Genomic DNA, 15,850 nt, shown 5'->3' with positions numbered 1-15,850 from the left:
ACCAACGAATCCACCGTCCTCGTCGCCAAAGACTGCCACGCCAACCCCCACGGCCCCGGCTGCTAACCCCAGTTACGGCGGTCAGGGCACTACGGCAGCAGGCGGTCCCCGGCCTTCTTGGGCAGCCGCGCTGCCGCAGTGCGGGTGATTGCGGCAGCGGCTTCGTCAGCGACAGCATCGAAATCAACGTCGTCGATCGACTGAGAAACGGATGCTTCCGCTGCTGATCGCGCCGCTGCGGCAGCTGTCGCCGCGGACGAGGCCATCGACGTAGACTGCGATGTGGCCGACGGCGCGGCCGCGGCCGACACCGAGGTCGGCGTCACCCCGGACTGTGCTGAAGCAGCGCCCGTTGCGCTCGAGGGAGTCGGCGCAGCGCCAGCGGTCGAGGGGGCTGCGCTGCTGTAACTGGGTGTCGCGTTCCGCAAAGCGGCTCCCGCGGTGCCGCCAAGCAGGCCACCGAGCAGGTCCTTAATGCCGATCCCCATGGTGGAGCCGAGCACGGCGTCGACCTCGCTGAAGCCGGACGCGACGTTTTTGGAGAGTTGGCTGGCGCCATCCGTTGAAATAACCGTGAGCTGGTCAATGTTGCCCATCGGCGCCGCGAGCTCGTGCGCGATCTGCGGGAGCATTTCGACCAGGCGCAGCTGAATGAGCGCCTCAGACTGCTGAGCGACGGCCTCGGCTGAGAGCCGGGTGGCCGTCGCCTCGGCGGTACCGCGGGCGAGAATGGCATCGGCCTCGGCCTGGCCCTCAGCGCGCGTGGCGTCGGCGTTGGCGACACGGCTGTCACGATCGGCAGTGGCCTTGGCGACGGATGCTTCGGCGGCGGCAATCGCTGTCACACGAATGCGATAGGCGTCTGCGTCGGCGATGGCGTTGACCTCGGACTCGAGCTCGGCCTTGCGCAGGCTGGCCCGGCGCTGGGCAGTGAGTTCCTGCTCCTGCACGATGGCCTGCTGCGCCTTCGCCTCAGCAAGCGGCTTCGACGCGGCGGCCTCGGCGGAGGCCTTGTCGGTATCGAGCTGCAGCGCGGCCTTACGCAGCGCAAGCGTGTTCTGAGCTTCTGCGATGGCCTGCTCGGCGGTGATCAGGGCTTCCTGCGACTCGCGGTTCGCAACGTGCTCGGCTACCTCGGCCTGACGACGCACCTTGGCCTGCTCGGCACGGCCGATGTCGCGAATATAGTCGTTCTCGTCGGTGATGCCCTTGATCTCGAACGAGTCAACGTCGAGCCCCTGATTGGCGAGCGATTCGCGGGCTGTGGCCAGCACCGACGTACCGAGCTCGTCGCGCTTTTGAATAACGGTCATAACGTCGGTCGCACCGATCGAGGAGCGCAGCGATCCGCTCAGTACCTCCTGCGCGAAGCCGTCAATGTTCTTGTCCTGTCCAAGAAAACGCTGGGCGGCGGCGCGAATGGCGGCCGGATCGTCGCCGACCTTGACGATGGCGACGGCCTCGACGGAGAGCGTGATGCCGTTGCGGTCCTGCGCGACGGCCGTGATCTCAATCGCGCGGCTGCGCAGGCTGATCTTGAACGCCTTCTGGAAGAACGGCGTGATGAACACGCCCTGCCCGTGCACGACCCGCTGGCCGGATTCCTCGAGCGTGGCGCCATCGACGATGGTCTTGCGGCTCTTCTTGCCCGTGATAATGAGGGCCTCGTCGGGCCCTGCGTTTTTATAGATCGTCTTGGCGTAAATCAGGCCGATAAGCAGAACCACGACAATCGTGAAGATGATCCCGGGGATCGGGCTGAACAGAAAATCGAGCATGGGGTCCTTCCGAGGAGCCGGCGCGTACATCGTTTCCGCGAATCGGTCAGACGACCTCGACGCAGAGCTGTTTCTCCAGTGTCGCAGGCCACAGCGCCGGATGCGAAAGATGTCGACAATAAGCGGATGCCATCGGTCGGGCCGAACCGACAGCAGTCGCCCCCAGCCCGCCGTGGGCGTAGAAGACAATTGGTACAACGCCGTCATGCTCGGCCACAAAGGCGGCAGATGCGTCGCAAAAATGGCGTCGACATCCTTCTTCGTGGTCTTGAACACTCCAATCGATGAAACTTTACCGCCACCGGGGTTGACCACGTGTGGGCGAAGGTGGTCGAGTCCACTTGGAGACAGCGAGGGCTGCCGTGTAGTTCAGGGCATCGGTTCGGGCATGGCTCCGTTCCTCTTCATTCAATTCATGCTGGAACAGGGGTGGGGCGTAACGACTATGGTGCTCCAGCGTTATTGCCGCGTTACTTCGTCCGAAGCCTTGACAGACCACGCCTGCGGTTGCGTCTTGCAGGCAGAAACGGATGCGGTGCCGGCCGCCGTGATAACTGGTACCGATCCCGAGCCTGCTGGCGCGCCGCTCGCTCGCCCGAGCGATCCCGGGCTCAGCGCTTGTGCACGTTCGCTGAGATCTTTCTGATCGTTCCGTCCATGCCCGCACACTGGCCGGGGAGCTCACGGCACCGTGCTGGTGAGCGACCATCGGGGCCGAATTCATCACTCGTCAGCGTACGTCCACAGAACCTGCGGCACACAGGTGGTTCTCACCCGGGCCTCGTTTATGATCAACCGGTGACTGAAACAGCCCTCTCCCGCCCGTTCCGGCCCCAGTCTCGCTGGGTGCGCAGCGTTGGCCTCATGATTTTCTTCAGCCGCTGGCTGCAGGCGCCCCTTTATATTGGCCTCATCATTGCGCAGATCATCTACGTGATCGTGTTCATGGTCGAACTCATCAACCTCGGCGGCGACATCTGGACCTCGTTGACTGTGCCGGGGGACGACGGCAGCATCCACGTCGAAGAAGCCGCGATCATGCTCTCGGTGCTCGGCCTGATCGACGTAGTCATGATCGCGAACTTGCTGATCATGGTCATTATCGGCGGCTACGAGACGTTTGTGTCTCGCATCCGTTTGGAGGGTCACCCTGACCAGCCGGAATGGCTCTCCCACGTCAATGCCAACGTGCTCAAGGTCAAGCTCGCCATGGCCATCGTGGGCATCTCGTCGATCCACCTGCTCAAGACCTTCATCGAGGTCGGCGACCTGGCCGCGCGCGGCACCCCCGTCGATAACAACCCGACCGAAACCATCACAGGCAACATCTACACTTGGGACGGCGTGCTCTGGCAGGTCATCATTCACATGGTGTTCATCCTCTCGGCGATCGCACTGGCCTGGATCGACCGGATGTCCCAGTCCGGTCACGCCGCCCCGAAACCTACCCCCGGGCCGATCCTCGCTCTCGAGCCGTTTCCGGCCCTCACCGCCGCACCCGCACACCGCGAACTCGAAAACCACGCTGCTGGGGCATCGACCGGAGTCGCCCTGCATCTCTCGCAGCTCGCTCAACTGCGCGAGGCCGGCGTGGTGACGGATGCCGAATTCCTCGCCAAGAAGACGGAACTGCTCGCCCGCTTCTAGCTAGAACGTCACGAGGCCGTGGCCCCGAAACTGGGCCCGCACCCGCTCCTGTAGCGCGGCATCGGGCGGCAGCACGCCGTGCAGCGGATACGGAATCGCCAGGCGATTCCATGTGTCCGCGCCCATCTGATGAAACGGCAGCATCTCGACCCGGGTGACGTTCGGCCACCGGGCCGCGATCTCGGCGACCGCATCAACGTTGTCGACCGCGTCGGTCAGCCCCGGAACGAGCACGAACCGCACCCACACGTTGATGCCACGCTCGCGCAGTCGGTCGCCGAACGCAATCGTCGGTGCCAGCTCGCGCCCGGTCACCTCGCGGTAAGTGTCGGGGAGGCCTGACTTCACGTCGAGCAGCACCAGGTCGGCGTTTTCCAGCAGTTCGTCCGTGGCACTCGCGCCGAGGTACCCCGACGTGTCAAGAGTGGTGTGCACACCGAGTTCGTGACACTCGGCAAACAGCCGCGCCACGAACGCGGGTTGCAGGAGCGGTTCTCCGCCGGATAGCGTCACGCCGCCGCCGGTCGCCGCGAACACGGCGCGGTAACGACGGATGCGCGCGAGCACGTCGTTCATCGACGTGAGTGCGCCGTTGCGCATCTTCCAGGTATCCGGATTGTGGCAGTACTGACAGCGCAACAGACAGCCGGAGAGAAAGTAGGTCAGCCGGGTGCCCGGTCCGTCGACCGACGTGACCAGCTCCCAGGAATGCACACTCGCCACCGTGCCATCGCGGATCGCTTCCAACTCTTGATGGTGCAGGTCGGTCGCCGCGGCAGCGCTGGACGCGGCGCAGGTCAGATCCAGTTGGTGCAGGTCATCTGCGGTCGAAGCTCGGGCAACGGATGCTGCGCGCATCGCCCGTCTGATGGCATCCGCTTTTGACGGACCGTCGGTGACCCGTTTCACCGGACCCAGACGGTGCGCTCCAAGATTGACCACGGCTGACACGGCTAGACGCTCGTGTGAAAGGTGCGGCTGATGACGTCGCGCTGTTGCTCCCGGGTGAGGCGCACGAAGTTTACGACGTAGCCCGACACCCGAATGGTGAGCTGCGGGTAGTTCTCCGTGTGTTCCATGGCGTCCTCGAGGGTTTCGCGGTTGAGCACGTTGATGTTGAGGTGATAGCCGTGCGATAACGTGTAGGCATCGATCAGGCCGACCAGATTGGTGACCTGCTCCGCGGGAGTGCGGCCGAGCCCGGTCGGCACGACCGTGTTGGTCAGCGAAATGCCGTCCTGCGCTTCGGAGTATGGCAGTTTTGCCACGCTCAGGGCCGATGCGAGCATGCCGTGGCTGTCCCGGCCGTTCATCGGGTTGGCTCCCGGCGCGAACGGGGCGCCGGCGCGGCGTCCGTCAGGCGTGTTGCCGGTCTTCTTGCCGTAGACCACGTTCGAAGTGATCGTGAGCACCGACTGGGTGTGCACGGCATTGCGATAAGCGGGGTACTGGCGAATCATTGCCATGAAGGTTTCGACGATGGTGACCGCGATCGCATCGACCCGGTCATCGTCATTGCCGAACGCGGGGTAGTCGCCGTCGATCGTATAGTCGACGACGAGGCCGCTGGCGTCGCGCACCGGGCGCACGGTGGCGTACTTGATGGCGGCGAGGGAATCGGCGGCGACGCTGAGGCCGGCGATGCCGCAGGCCATTGTGCGCAGAATAGTGCCGTCGTGCAGGGCCATCTCCAGGCGCTCGTAGGCGTACTTGTCGTGCATGTAGTGAATGCAATTGAGCGCGTCGACGTAGGTTGCGGCGAGCCATTCGAGGCTCGCGAGGTAGGCCGCCCAGACCGTGTCGTAGTCGAGCACGTCACTATCCAGGGGCGCTGTGACCGGGGCGATCTGCTCGCCGGTCAGCTCGTCGCGGCCGCCGTTGATGGCGTAGAGCAGCGCCTTGACCACGTTGGCCCTGGCGCCAAAAAACTGCATCTGCTTGCCGACGCCCATCGGCGAGACACAGCACGCAATCGCGGCGTCGTCGCCCCAGGCCGCACGAATGAGGTCTTCGGACTGGTACTGAATGGCCGAGGTATCGATGGAGACCTGCGGGCAGAAGCGTTTGAAACCGTCCGGCAGAGTATCGCTCCAGAGCACGGTGAGGTTCGGCTCGGGAGCCGGGCCCAGGTTGTACAGCGTCTGCAGAAACCGAAACGCGCTCTTGACGACGTGGTTGCGGCCGTCGAGACCGATGCCGCCGAGCGACTCGGTGACCCAGGTCGGGTCGCCCGAGAACAGCTGGTCGTATTCGGGGGTGCGCAGAAAGCGCACGATGCGCAGCTTGATCACGAGGTCGTCAATCAGTTCCTGCGCCTGGCTTTCGGTCAGGATTCCCGCCGCGAGATCTCGCTCCATATAAATGTCGAGAAAGGCGCTGTTGCGCCCAAACGACATGGCAGGGCCGTTTTGCTCCTTGACCGCACCGGGATAGGCGAAGTAGAGCCATTGCACCGCCTCGGTCGCGGTACGCGCCGGCTGCGTGACGTCGAACCCGTAGTGCGCCGCCATCTGCACGAGTTCTTTCAGGGCGCGTACCTGCTCGGCGTTCTCCTCGCGGGAGCGAATGATCTCCTCCGTGCTCGGCTGCGCGTCGAGTGCGGTGCGTTCGAGTTTCTTGGCCGCGATCAGGGCGGTAACACCGTAGAGCGCGACGCGGCGGTAGTCGCCGATCATGCGGCCGCGACCGTAGGCATCCGGCAGTCCGGTGATGAGGTGGCTGTGCCTGGCCCGCTTGACGGCGGGCGGGTAGACGTCGAAGACGCCGTCGATGTGCGTTTTGCGGTACTTCGTGAAAATGGTTTCGAGTTCGGACGAGACCGGGTATCCGTAGGTTTCCAGACTCGTGGCGACCATGCGCCAGCCGCCGAAGGGCATGATCGCACGCTTGAGCGGGGCATCCGTTTGCAGACCGACGATGATCTCGATCGATTGGTCGGTGCAGCCGGGGGCATGCGCGGTGATCGACGCCGGGGTGGACGGGTCGACGTCGAGCGCGCGCTCCCGGGGGAACATCTCCGATAGCCGAGCCCAGAGTGCCAGGGTGCGCTCGGTGGCGCCGGTAAGAAAACTCGCATCGCCAGTGAACGGCGTGTAGTTGTGCTGGATGAAATCTTGAACGTCAATGCCGTGCTGCCACGGCCCGGCGGTGAAGCCGGCCCAGCCGTTGATAGCGCTGGTAGGGGCATCGGTTGTCGTGGCACGCGGGTTGTCAAGAAGGGTCATGCTTCCACGCTATCGACCGGGCCGGGCCCTGTCTCGGGCCGTAAGCCCCGACTTTCCCGCAGATTTTTCGAGCGGATACTGCTACCGCTTGAGCCCCGGAAACTGGTCGTCGCGCCATTCATCCGGCAGCCGGGCGCCCACGAAGGCCGCGTCGGCTTCGCGCTCCCGCAGTTCGACCCGGCGGATCTTGCCGGAGATGGTCTTCGGGAGGTCGAAAAACTCGACCCGCCGCACGCGCATGTATGCGGGCAGCCGGGTGCGGGCGTGCAGCAGTATCTTTTCGGCAGTTTCGGCCGTCGGCTCCCAGCCCGGGGCGAGGTGAATGTACGCCTTGGGAATGTTCAGCCGGGTCGCGTCCGGGGCCGGAACGACTGCGGCTTCGGCAACCGCGGGGTGCTCGAGCAGCACGCTCTCCACCTCGAACGGTGACACCTTGTAGTCGCTCGACTTGAACACGTCGTCGGTGCGGCCGATGAAGGTGAGGTAGCCGTCGGCATCCACAGTGGCGACGTCGCCGGTGTGAAAGAAGCCACCACGAATGGCGTGCGCGGTCAGATCGGGTTCATCGTGGTAGCCGGTCATCAGGTTGACCGGACTCGTCGACAGGTCCAAGCAGATCTCACCTTCCTTGGCGGGAAGTTCGGTGATCGGGTCGAGCAGCTTGATCGAGACGCCGGGCAGGGGCAGGCCCATCGACCCGGCTTTGAGCACCGATCCCGGTCCGTTTCCGACGATCGCGGTGGTTTCGGTCTGCCCGAATCCGTCGCGGATGGTCAGCTGCCAGCCGTCGTCGATCTGGCGAATGACCTCGGGATTGAGGGGTTCCCCGGCAGAGAGCAGCTCGCGCAGGTTGACCGGCCGGGGGCCGAGATCCGCTTGAATGAGCATGCGCCAGACCGTCGGCGGTGCACAAAACGTGCTGATCTTCGCGCGGTGCAGCTGCGCGATGAGGGCGTCGGGAGCGAATTTGGAGTAGTTGTAGACGAATACGGTCGCCTCAGCGATCCACGGGGCGAAGAAGCAGCTCCAGGCGTGCTTGCCCCAGCCGGGCGAGCTGATAGCGAGGTGCACATCGCCGGGGCGCAGTCCCAGCCAGTACATGGTCGACAGGTGACCGACCGGGTAGGAGGTCTGCGAGTGCAGCACCATTTTAGGCTTGCTCGTCGTACCGGAGGTGAAATAGATCAGTGACGGGTCAGCGGATGCCACGACCGTCGCGATGGGTTTCGGCGTGAGGCCGTAGGCCTCTGCGAAGTCGGCCCAGCCGGGCCGCGGTGCGCCAACGCTGATGCGGGTGTAATCGCCGGGAACCTCGTCGAACTTGGGCACATCGGACGCGTTCGCGATCACGTGCTTGACGCCACCACGTCGTACCCGGTCAGTCAGGTCATGTGTGGCGAGCACTGCACTCGTCGGCATGATGACTGCGCCGACCTTCATGATGGCGAGCATCGCCTCCCAGATTTCGAGCTGGTTGCCGAGCATGAGCATAACGTGGTCGCCGCGACCAACGCCCTGCCGGACCAGCCAGGTAGCCACTTGGTCTGAGCGGTAGGCCATCTCGGCGAAGCTGAACTTCTGCTCGTTGCCGTCTTCCTCGACGATCCACAGGGCGATCTTGTCGTTGCCTTGAGCGAGCACATCGAACCAGTCGGTCGCCCAGTTGAAGTGCTCGCCGACGTCGGGCCAGCGAAACTCCTGCGCGGCACGGGCATGATCGTCGCGCAGCGCCAACAGCTGGTCGCGGGCAGCCTTGTAGTTATCTGTGCTCGTGTTGATTGTGCTCGTGCTCACCGGATGAGTCATGCGATGTTGTCTCCTCTTGGCGAATCGTATTGCCAAAGCGAAACGGCAATAGTCCATTCTGACAGGACCGCGGAGTCGGGCCAGCCGCTGACGTGGCAACGGCCCAGTTGATCGTCTGCGCCACTACCGCGCGTACTCCGCTGTTTGACGGCAGGCTGGCGCCCACCGACTGCTGCATCGTCGCCGTCCCGACAGAACGCCCCCGCGTCTTCAAGAGCACCGAGATGTCCTGGGAAGATTTGGTCATCGCGGCCGCCGTCTACCGGGCCGGAACGCGCGCGGAGGCCTAGCGGGCCTGCGATTTGCGGGTGGCTCGCTGGCCTATCGTTAAAGGGTGACCTACTCGATTCGTTCTCTCGATGCCGCCGATCTACCGCGCCTGCTCGCGCTCAACAATGCCGCCGTTCCCGCGGTCAACGAGCTGGATGCACCGGCGCTGGCCGCGCTGGTCGAACTCAGCCACCTCGCGGTCGCTGTCGTCGCCGACGATGATGCGGCCGCAGAGGTGCTTGGCTTTGCCATCCTCTTTGTCGCCGGCGCCGAGTACGCGAGCGAGAACTATCGCTGGTTCTCCCAGCGATCCACCGATTTTCTCTATGTCGACCGTATCGTCGTGGCCGACGGTTTTCGCGGGCAGGGGCTCGGCCAGGTGCTCTACGACGCCATCTTCGGTGCGGCCCGCCGCGAACTGCTCGCCGAGGTGCTATGCGAGGTCAACCTCGAACCGCCGAACCCGGGATCCCTCACGTTCCACGGCCGCCTCGGCTTCGCTGAGGTCGGCCAGCTGTCGACGAAGGGTGACACCGTCGTCGTGAGCTTGATGGCGGCATCCGTTTAGCGGGGCAGACGGACTGTTCTGTATACACAGTTTGGCGACGAATTCAAGGGGCAGCAAAGAACTGTGATTCACTCTATGGTCTTTCTGACGCGAGCTACCGCTTGCGCAGAACTGAGCTAAGGGAAACCCCTCGAGGCGACTCACTTGCCCGTTTTGCAAATCACCAGCTGACCTGAAACCCAACCCCGCGCAGGCTCTGCGCATCACTCTCCCCCTCTATGTCCTCAAGTGCACCGGCTGCGAGCGCACCAGCATTCGCGTCGAACCGGCCCGTCTGCCCCCCGCCCTGGCAGCGCACGCCTCGGCCTGAACTTTTTCGACTCCGGAAACGACCGATCCCGGCGAGGCGCGCAAATGGCCCGGCGCTAAGCAGCGGCCGGGTGTACACAGGCCGTGCCGGTCACACCGAAATGGATGCCGTCGTCCTGGTCAGTTGCGCCAGCGCGCCCTCTGCATGGTCGCTGAGTAGGCCCTCGGCCAGCGTCCCGTCGCCGTTCAACACGGCCTCGGCGATACCGCGATGCTCCACGATCCACTCCGCGTCGACCCGATAGGAGTCCGAGAGTACGGTCTGGCACATTCGTGTATCCGTCATCAGAATGCTGTGGATGCGAGCGAGGCGGGGGCTGTCGCTCAGGGCAATCAGGCGTTCGTGGAACGCTAGATCGGCGTCGCTCATAGCGGCACGGTCGCCGGCGGCCGCGGCCTGACAGAAACTTTTGCAAAACAGTGAGTCTCGGGCGCTTTGCCGCAACGACAGAATCCCGGTTAGGACGCTACGCTGGCGGCATGATCGATGGAGACAGCGTTCACCGTCCAGACCGAGATTCGCAGCCCCACAAAACCGCCGACGCGGACCTCGCGCCAAACCATCGCGGCACCCCGCTACCCAGCTACGTCAACGCGTGGGTGTCGACGCAGCGTTGGTTCAGCAACAAGGGTCGCGTTCCCGCGCTACGCAGCATCGGGCATTTCGCCCTCGACTGCGCCGAACCGGGAGTCACCATTCGCGTCGACTTGGTGCTCGACACAGCGAGCCTCACGCTCACGCTGTACCAGTTGCCGACCACCGAACGCGTCGAGGAATTGCCCGGCACTGGCAACGCCCTGATCACCGTGCGCCAACCCGGCTCGTTGAACGCACGGTACATTTACGATGCGGCCTACGATCCCGCCTTCGCTACCATTTTGCTCGCCTTTATGGAGCAGCAGGGCATGTCCGCGTCGACCAAGTCGTCGGTGGCTGACCGCTCCGCCGCCGGCGCACGCGGCGAGGACCTGCGCCCGCGATCCAGCGCCCCCTCCAGCACGACGGTCGCAACCGTCGTATCGAGTCGGGTGCTCAGCGGAGAGCAATCCAATACCTCGATCATCGTGGAGCGCGTTGACGCGACCGGAGCCCCGGCGGTGCCGATTATTTGCAAGGTCTTCCGCATTATTCATGCTGGAGAGAATCCGGATGTGACGGTACAGGCCGCGCTGGCCGGTGCCGGATCAAGTCGGGTCCCCCTGCCGTTCGGTGCTGTTCTCGGCCAGTGGGACGATCCGGCCGAACCCGGCCAGCGTGCGGTCGGCCACCTGGCATTTGCTCAGGAGTTTCTGCCCGATGCACCGGATGCCTGGCGCACGGCCTTGATCGCCGCCGCCGCGGGAAGTGACTTCACCGGCCAGGCCTTCCGGCTGGGCCAGGCCACCGCCGACGTGCACCACGATCTGGCGCGCACACTGCCGACCCTGGAGACGACCCCCGAAGTCATTGCCGCGGAAATGGCCAAGATGAGACTGCGCTGCAGTCAGACCCTGCACGAAGTTCCTATGCTGGCCAAATACCAGTGCGCCATCGAAACGGTGTTTGCCCGGGCGGAATCCGCCGCGTGGCCCAGACTCCAGCGCATCCACGGTGACTTTCACCTCGGGCAGGTTCTCGACGTGCAGGGCCGCGGCTGGGTGCTGCTGGATTTCGAAGGTGAACCGCTGCGCACTCTGCGAGAACGTACCCGGCCCGATGTCCCGCTGCGCGACGTCGCCGGCATGCTGCGATCCTTCTCCTACGTGTCCGGAGCGATGACGGCGACCACGGCCGAAGCCGCGGCCACCCTCACTTCAGCCGGTTCGTCGACCGATGCGATGACGAAGAATCTACCGATGATTTCCGAATGGGCAACGGCCTGCCGTGGCGCTTTCCTCGACGGTTACGCGGAACGCTCCGGTCTCAAACTGGCCGAGCAGGAAGCACTGCTCGATGCCTTCGAACTCGACAAAGCGCTCTACGAGGCCGTCTATGAAAGTCGCAACCGACCCGCCTGGCTGCCGATCCCGCTCGCTGCGGTCAAACGGCTGGTCGGCGCGCCAAACTGATCGTGGTCCGCGCTACCTAACTGTGGGCCGCCGTCCGCGACATGCGCCGGGAGTTCGCGCTGATCGGACTCCTGGCCTACCTCTGTGTCCGGGGATCCCGCAGGCAGATGAATGCGCAAATTCAGCCGACGGATGCCCTTCAGCGCGTCCGCAGGCACGGCCACGTTCACCGGCAGCCCGGCAGCCCGGCAGCCCGGCAGCCCGGCAGCGTTATCGGAGTTCGTGTCCGCGGCGAGCGCGGGGATCTCGATGCGGGAGCGGCCAACGATGGTGCTCGGAGCATCCGCTCTGGACACTTTCTCGACGAGTCCCGTCACGGTGAACGGTCCTGCCGCCGCAGCCTCGGCGAGGCAGGGCCGCGGGTCGTCGGCGGCCAGGCCGACAGCTCACGAGGCCGAACTCGACCGCTTCGGTTTGGGCTTGGCGCGATCCCGGCTGGCCTCCACGCTCTACAGTTTAGCCTCGATGAGTGCCCGCAACTCGTCTTGGTAGTCGTCGTCGAAGGCCTTGTCGATGTGGTCGCAGGGAACGACGTTGGAACACACTTCACACCGACGTTGATAGCGGATGCGTCCCCCATCGGCATCGTGCACCTGGTGCAGCGAGACGTCGTGATCTTCGGTAGCGCTGTACACCTTAACGGGCATGTTGACGAGTCCGAAGGTGATCGCACCGGTCCAGATGCTTCTCATGCGACCAGTACACACCCGATCGAAAAATCCGTCGACCTAGTCGACCCCAAAATTTGGGAGCACAGTTGACGCATGAACGCCAGCAGCCCGGTGGCATCCGTCGAAGGACACCGCATCACGCTCACTCACCTGAACAAGGTGCTGTCTCCAGAGACGGGTACCACCAAGGCCGACGTACTCGGCTACTACGCGGCCATAGCCGACGTGCTGATTCCGCACGCGGCCAATCGGCCGGCCACCCGCAAACGCTGGGTGCACGGTGTCGGAACGCTCGACGACCCCGGCCCAGTGTTCTTTCAGAAAAACCTCGAAGCGGCGACGCCGAGCTGGGTGAAACGGCGCGAGATCCAGCACAGGGACCATGTCACCAGCTACCCGCTGGTCAACGACCTGACCACGCTGACCTGGCTCGGCCAGATGTGCGCCCTCGAGATTCATGTGCCGCAGTGGCAGTTCGGCCGTACCGGTACCCCGCGCAATCCGGACCGGTTCGTGCTGGATCTTGACCCCAGACCGGGCGTCGGGCTGCTCGAGTGCGCCGAGGTAGCGCGCTGGGCCCGGGCAATTCTGCAGGACATGGGGCTGGAAGCGATGCCGGTGACCAGCGGGAGCAAGGGCATCCACTTAAATGCGGCGCTCGACCTGTCGTACACCTGCGACCAGGTGTCGGCGGTCGCGCACGAGTTGGCCAGGGCGCTCGAGGCCGACCACCGCGACCTGGTCGTGAGCGATATGAAAAAGGTGCTGCGACCGGGAAAGGTGTTCATCGACTGGAGCCAGAACAACGCCGCGAAGACCACGATCACGCCGTATTCGCTGCGCGAGCGCAGCTATCCGATGGTCGCGACCCCGCGCACCTGGAAGGAGCTCACCTCGACCGAACTGCAACAGCTCGACTACAAGCAGGTGCTCGCCCGCCTGAAGCGGCGGGACGACCCGCTCGCACAGCTCGGTGCCGGGTCATTCGAGCATACGCGAGGGCGGCCGCCCCCGACCGCGTCACGCCGGACCGCCTCACGGTATACCGCGACAAGCGGAACGGGAGTAAAACGCCGGAGCCTGTGCCGGCATCCGTTTCGGGCGACACAGCCGGACAGAGTTTCGTCATTCAGGAGCACCATGCCCGCAGCCTGCACTGGGATTTCCGGCTCGGACACGACGGGGTGCTGGTGTCGTGGGCTCTGCCGCGCGGCGTGCCGGTGTCACCGACCCCGAACCGGCTTGCGGTACACGTGGAGGACCATCCGCTCGAATACGGCGGCTTCGAGGGAAATATTCCGGTTGGAGAATATGGTGCCGGCAACGTCACGATCTGGGATCGCGGCGACTACGACCTCGAAAAGTGGCTCGATGATGAGGTGATCGTGACCCTGCACGGCGAACTCGACGCCGGACTCGACGGCACTGCCCGGTTCGCCCTGATTCGCACGCGCGCCGAACGCGGGGCGGCGAACAACTGGCTGATTCACCAGCTCGGGCTCGAAGGGGTCATGGCCAAACGGCTGCACGCCCCTTGCAGCGTGGGGCGCCGGTCGCGAGACTGGCTGAAAATCAAACACTTCCGTACCCAGGAGGTCGTGGTCGGCGGCTGGCGGCCCGGCAAGGGCAACCAGTCGGGCACAATCGGATCCCTGCTACTCGGGGTTCCCACCGACACGGGCCTGCGTTACGTCGGCCGGGTCGGAACCGGGCTCGCCGCGATCAGCCATCTTTATCTTGGTTACCATTTGGCAACGGATGCCCTCGCCTCACTATCGATCTCGCTCGTGCTGCTCGGTGGGGTGATCGCCTGGGACACTCGTCAGGCGTCCCGCGGACTACAACCGGGCACGGCGGGCGCGAACGAAGCAGTAGAGGCCGTAAGCGATCAGGCCGACGCCGATCAGAATCAGGGCAATGGTTCCGAACGGCAGGGCGGCGAGAGCTTTGAGCGCCCCGTCGAGCCCGGTGGATTTGCTGGCATCATTGGTGACCGCGGCGACGCCGACGAGGATCGCAACCACGGCGAGCGCAATGCCCTTGGCGACGTAGCCGACGACGCCGAGGGCGATGACCGCGCGGCCGGCCGATCCGCTCGGCACGGCGAGGTCTGACCGAAACTTCTGCGCGGCACCTTTGTAGATGAAATAGCCGCCGACACCGAGCACGGCCACACCGACCACGAACAGCACGATGGCGCCGCCCGGCGAGGACAGCAGCGACGAACTCGCGCTCTGCGTGCTGCCGATCGAGCTGGACGCACCGCCCAGGGCGAAGGTCAGCGCCGTGGTGCCGAGGGCAATGGAGACGATGGCTTTGGCAATGTTGGCCAGACGACGCGCCCATTTTCGTTTGGACTCGCCCTGCATCACGAATGCGGAGACGACCAGCCACAGCCCAAGGGCGAACATACCGACCACGACGGTCCAGAGCAAAAACACCCCACCCGGGCCTGAAGCCAGCTGGGCGAGTGCCCCGCTCTGGTCGGCGGAGCCGCTGCCTGCACCGATCACCACGGTAATCGCGATCGACCCGATCAAAATGTGCAGCAGCCCGTTGACGGCGAACCCTAGCCGTGCCAACAGTTGCAGTGCCGAACTGTTACTCGCGTCGCGAGCGATGTGTGTCGCCGATGAGTTCTTCACGGGCTTAGCCTAGGTCGACGCACACCGTCGTGCGCAGAAATTTTCCGTAGCCGACGTACCGACAAGTGACCGGGTGACGCCGTCCCGAAATTCCGCGTCACCGGGCACGAAGGCGACCGCGGGCTCGGCAGCGACATCGGCGATGTTGACCATCCAGTTGGTGCCGAATTTGTCGACTACCATGCCGAAACTGTCGCCCCAGGGCGCTTTGTTGAGCAGCGTCGTGACGGAGCCGCCCCTCACCAGCTTCTCCCGGTACCCGGTCAGTTTGACCTCGTCCTCACCGCTGAGGGAGACGGTAACGCTGCTGCGCGTGGGGAGTTCCCTGCTTTTGGGGGTGTCGGAGGCCATCAGCGAGAATCAGCTCGGAGTGGTCCGCTCGGAGTGGTCCGCTCGGAGTGCAAGATCTTGTCCTTCTCGGTCGCGTTGTCGCGAAAGCCGAGGTACCGCTTAGGCAACTGCTCAGGGTTCGTTCTCCTTCTATGTCGGGTTGATGCTGTGAGTATTGCCCCGATCCGCGTCTCTGACGAGGTGCCGGGGCCGGGCGGGTACAGTGTCGGCATGAAGCTGATTGCCATCGACCCACCCACCCGCAGCTTTTCGCGCTGGCTGACCAACGAAGAAATAGCTCGGGTGATCGCCCACAAACGCGGCTGGCGTCAGGCGCCCGACGGCAGCGTACTGGCCGGCAAGATTCGCAAGACGCGCATCAGTACCTCGCTGGAGCACCTCGGCGCCGCCGCCGTTGCGCACGGCTGGGCCAGCCGGCCGCGCACCGAACCGAGCGACAGCAGCGGCCCCACCCACATGATGTGGGGCATCATCGACGCCCGCACCGACGTCGAAATCGCCGAACAGCTCAGCGAAGTGGTCTAGGGACCGC

13 protein-coding genes and 3 pseudogenes are annotated in these 15,850 nt (G+C 64.5%); 8 read left to right on the top strand and 8 right to left on the bottom strand.

The window, feature by feature from the left end; all coding sequences use genetic code 11:
- Positions 1-89: 89 nt before the first annotated feature.
- On the bottom strand, positions 90-1,778 hold the full coding sequence (locus CXY73_RS05995) for a flotillin family protein (protein ID WP_158254042.1): 1,689 nt from the start codon (positions 1,776-1,778) through the stop codon (positions 90-92).
- Positions 1,779-2,576: 798 nt separating this feature from the next.
- Between CXY73_RS05995 and CXY73_RS05990 the strand changes: the two genes are divergently transcribed.
- Positions 2,577-3,425, top strand: a complete 849-nt coding sequence (locus tag CXY73_RS05990) for a TIGR00645 family protein (protein WP_233198166.1) — start codon at positions 2,577-2,579, stop codon at positions 3,423-3,425.
- Here the strand turns inward: CXY73_RS05990 and pflA are convergent, their stop codons facing one another.
- From pflA to CXY73_RS05975, 3 genes are all read right to left on the bottom strand, one after another.
- On the bottom strand, positions 3,426-4,376 hold the full coding sequence (gene pflA, locus CXY73_RS05985; protein WP_233198165.1) for a pyruvate formate-lyase-activating protein: 951 nt from the start codon (positions 4,374-4,376) through the stop codon (positions 3,426-3,428).
- A gap of 2 nt (positions 4,377-4,378) precedes the next feature.
- On the bottom strand, positions 4,379-6,649 hold the full coding sequence (pflB, locus tag CXY73_RS05980) for a formate C-acetyltransferase (protein ID WP_104177138.1): 2,271 nt from the start codon (positions 6,647-6,649) through the stop codon (positions 4,379-4,381).
- Between the two features lie 81 nt (positions 6,650-6,730).
- A complete protein-coding gene (locus tag CXY73_RS05975; RefSeq protein ID WP_104177137.1) occupies positions 6,731-8,455 on the bottom strand; it encodes an AMP-binding protein in 1,725 nt (574 codons plus the stop codon).
- A gap of 92 nt (positions 8,456-8,547) precedes the next feature.
- Here CXY73_RS05975 and CXY73_RS05970 point away from each other — a divergent pair, with 92 nt between their 5' ends.
- Together CXY73_RS05970 and CXY73_RS05965 are read left to right on the top strand one after the other, a co-directional pair.
- Positions 8,548-8,745 carry a hypothetical protein gene (locus CXY73_RS05970; RefSeq protein WP_104177136.1) on the top strand — a complete coding sequence of 66 codons (198 nt, stop codon included), beginning with the start codon at positions 8,548-8,550 and terminating at the stop codon, positions 8,743-8,745.
- A 44-nt stretch (positions 8,746-8,789) separates the two neighbouring features.
- Complete coding sequence (locus CXY73_RS05965; RefSeq protein WP_104177135.1) at positions 8,790-9,293, top strand: GNAT family N-acetyltransferase; 504 nt, start codon at positions 8,790-8,792, stop codon at positions 9,291-9,293.
- 400 nt (positions 9,294-9,693) lie between these two features.
- On the opposite strand, the gene CXY73_RS05960 is transcribed toward CXY73_RS05965, so the two are convergent.
- The gene (locus CXY73_RS05960; RefSeq protein ID WP_158254041.1) at positions 9,694-10,047 is read right to left on the bottom strand and encodes an FCD domain-containing protein; all 354 of its coding nucleotides are present in this window, start codon (positions 10,045-10,047) and stop codon (positions 9,694-9,696) included.
- A gap of 35 nt (positions 10,048-10,082) precedes the next feature.
- Between CXY73_RS05960 and CXY73_RS05955 the strand changes: the two genes are divergently transcribed.
- Together CXY73_RS05955 and CXY73_RS21445 are read left to right on the top strand one after the other, a co-directional pair.
- The gene (locus tag CXY73_RS05955) at positions 10,083-11,651 is read left to right on the top strand and encodes a phosphotransferase (RefSeq protein ID WP_158254040.1); all 1,569 of its coding nucleotides are present in this window, start codon (positions 10,083-10,085) and stop codon (positions 11,649-11,651) included.
- 111 nt (positions 11,652-11,762) lie between these two features.
- Positions 11,763-12,143, top strand: coding sequence for a hypothetical protein (locus CXY73_RS21445; protein ID WP_146071650.1), 381 nt, complete (start codon positions 11,763-11,765; stop codon positions 12,141-12,143).
- On the opposite strand, the pseudogene CXY73_RS05950 reads toward CXY73_RS21445, so the two are convergent.
- A pseudogene (locus CXY73_RS05950) lies at positions 12,143-12,343 on the bottom strand (Ku protein); the annotation flags it as partial. The gene CXY73_RS21445 and the pseudogene CXY73_RS05950 sit on opposite strands and share 1 nt — an antisense overlap.
- 72 nt (positions 12,344-12,415) lie before the next feature.
- On the opposite strand from CXY73_RS05950, the pseudogene ligD reads away from it, so the two are divergent.
- Together ligD and CXY73_RS23480 are read left to right on the top strand one after the other, a co-directional pair.
- A pseudogene (ligD, locus tag CXY73_RS23485) lies at positions 12,416-13,222 on the top strand (non-homologous end-joining DNA ligase); the annotation flags it as partial.
- Positions 13,223-13,404: 182 nt separating this feature from the next.
- Positions 13,405-13,755 (top strand): annotated as a pseudogene (locus CXY73_RS23480) (DNA polymerase ligase N-terminal domain-containing protein); the annotation flags it as partial.
- A 405-nt stretch (positions 13,756-14,160) separates the two neighbouring features.
- Here the strand turns inward: CXY73_RS23480 and CXY73_RS05940 are convergent.
- The gene (locus CXY73_RS05940) at positions 14,161-14,967 is read right to left on the bottom strand and encodes a DUF1206 domain-containing protein (RefSeq protein ID WP_104177133.1); all 807 of its coding nucleotides are present in this window, start codon (positions 14,965-14,967) and stop codon (positions 14,161-14,163) included.
- Between the two features lie 9 nt (positions 14,968-14,976).
- The gene (locus tag CXY73_RS05935) at positions 14,977-15,318 is read right to left on the bottom strand and encodes a hypothetical protein (RefSeq protein WP_104177132.1); all 342 of its coding nucleotides are present in this window, start codon (positions 15,316-15,318) and stop codon (positions 14,977-14,979) included.
- Positions 15,319-15,465: 147 nt separating this feature from the next.
- Here CXY73_RS05935 and CXY73_RS05930 point away from each other — a divergent pair, with 147 nt between their 5' ends.
- Positions 15,466-15,843, top strand: coding sequence for a hypothetical protein (locus CXY73_RS05930; protein WP_146071649.1), 378 nt, complete (start codon positions 15,466-15,468; stop codon positions 15,841-15,843).
- Positions 15,844-15,850 lie beyond the last annotated feature (7 nt).

The organism is Cryobacterium sp. Y50 (assembly GCF_002929805.1).
Lineage (GTDB): Bacteria > Actinomycetota > Actinomycetes > Actinomycetales > Microbacteriaceae > Cryobacterium.
This window is presented reverse-complemented; position numbering and strand designations above follow the sequence as displayed.

Coding starts and splice junctions, on each gene's coding strand:
- CXY73_RS05995 (WP_158254042.1), bottom strand. CDS start 1,778: ATGCTCGATTTTCTGTTCAGCCCGATCCCCGGGATCATCTTCACGATT.
- pflB (WP_104177138.1), bottom strand. CDS start 6,649: ATGACCCTTCTTGACAACCCGCGTGCCACGACAACCGATGCCCCTACC.
- CXY73_RS05975 (WP_104177137.1), bottom strand. CDS start 8,455: ATGACTCATCCGGTGAGCACGAGCACAATCAACACGAGCACAGATAAC.
- CXY73_RS05955 (WP_158254040.1), top strand. CDS start 10,083: ATGATCGATGGAGACAGCGTTCACCGTCCAGACCGAGATTCGCAGCCC.
- CXY73_RS21445 (WP_146071650.1), top strand. CDS start 11,763: ATGCGCAAATTCAGCCGACGGATGCCCTTCAGCGCGTCCGCAGGCACG.
- CXY73_RS05935 (WP_104177132.1), bottom strand. CDS start 15,318: ATGGCCTCCGACACCCCCAAAAGCAGGGAACTCCCCACGCGCAGCAGC.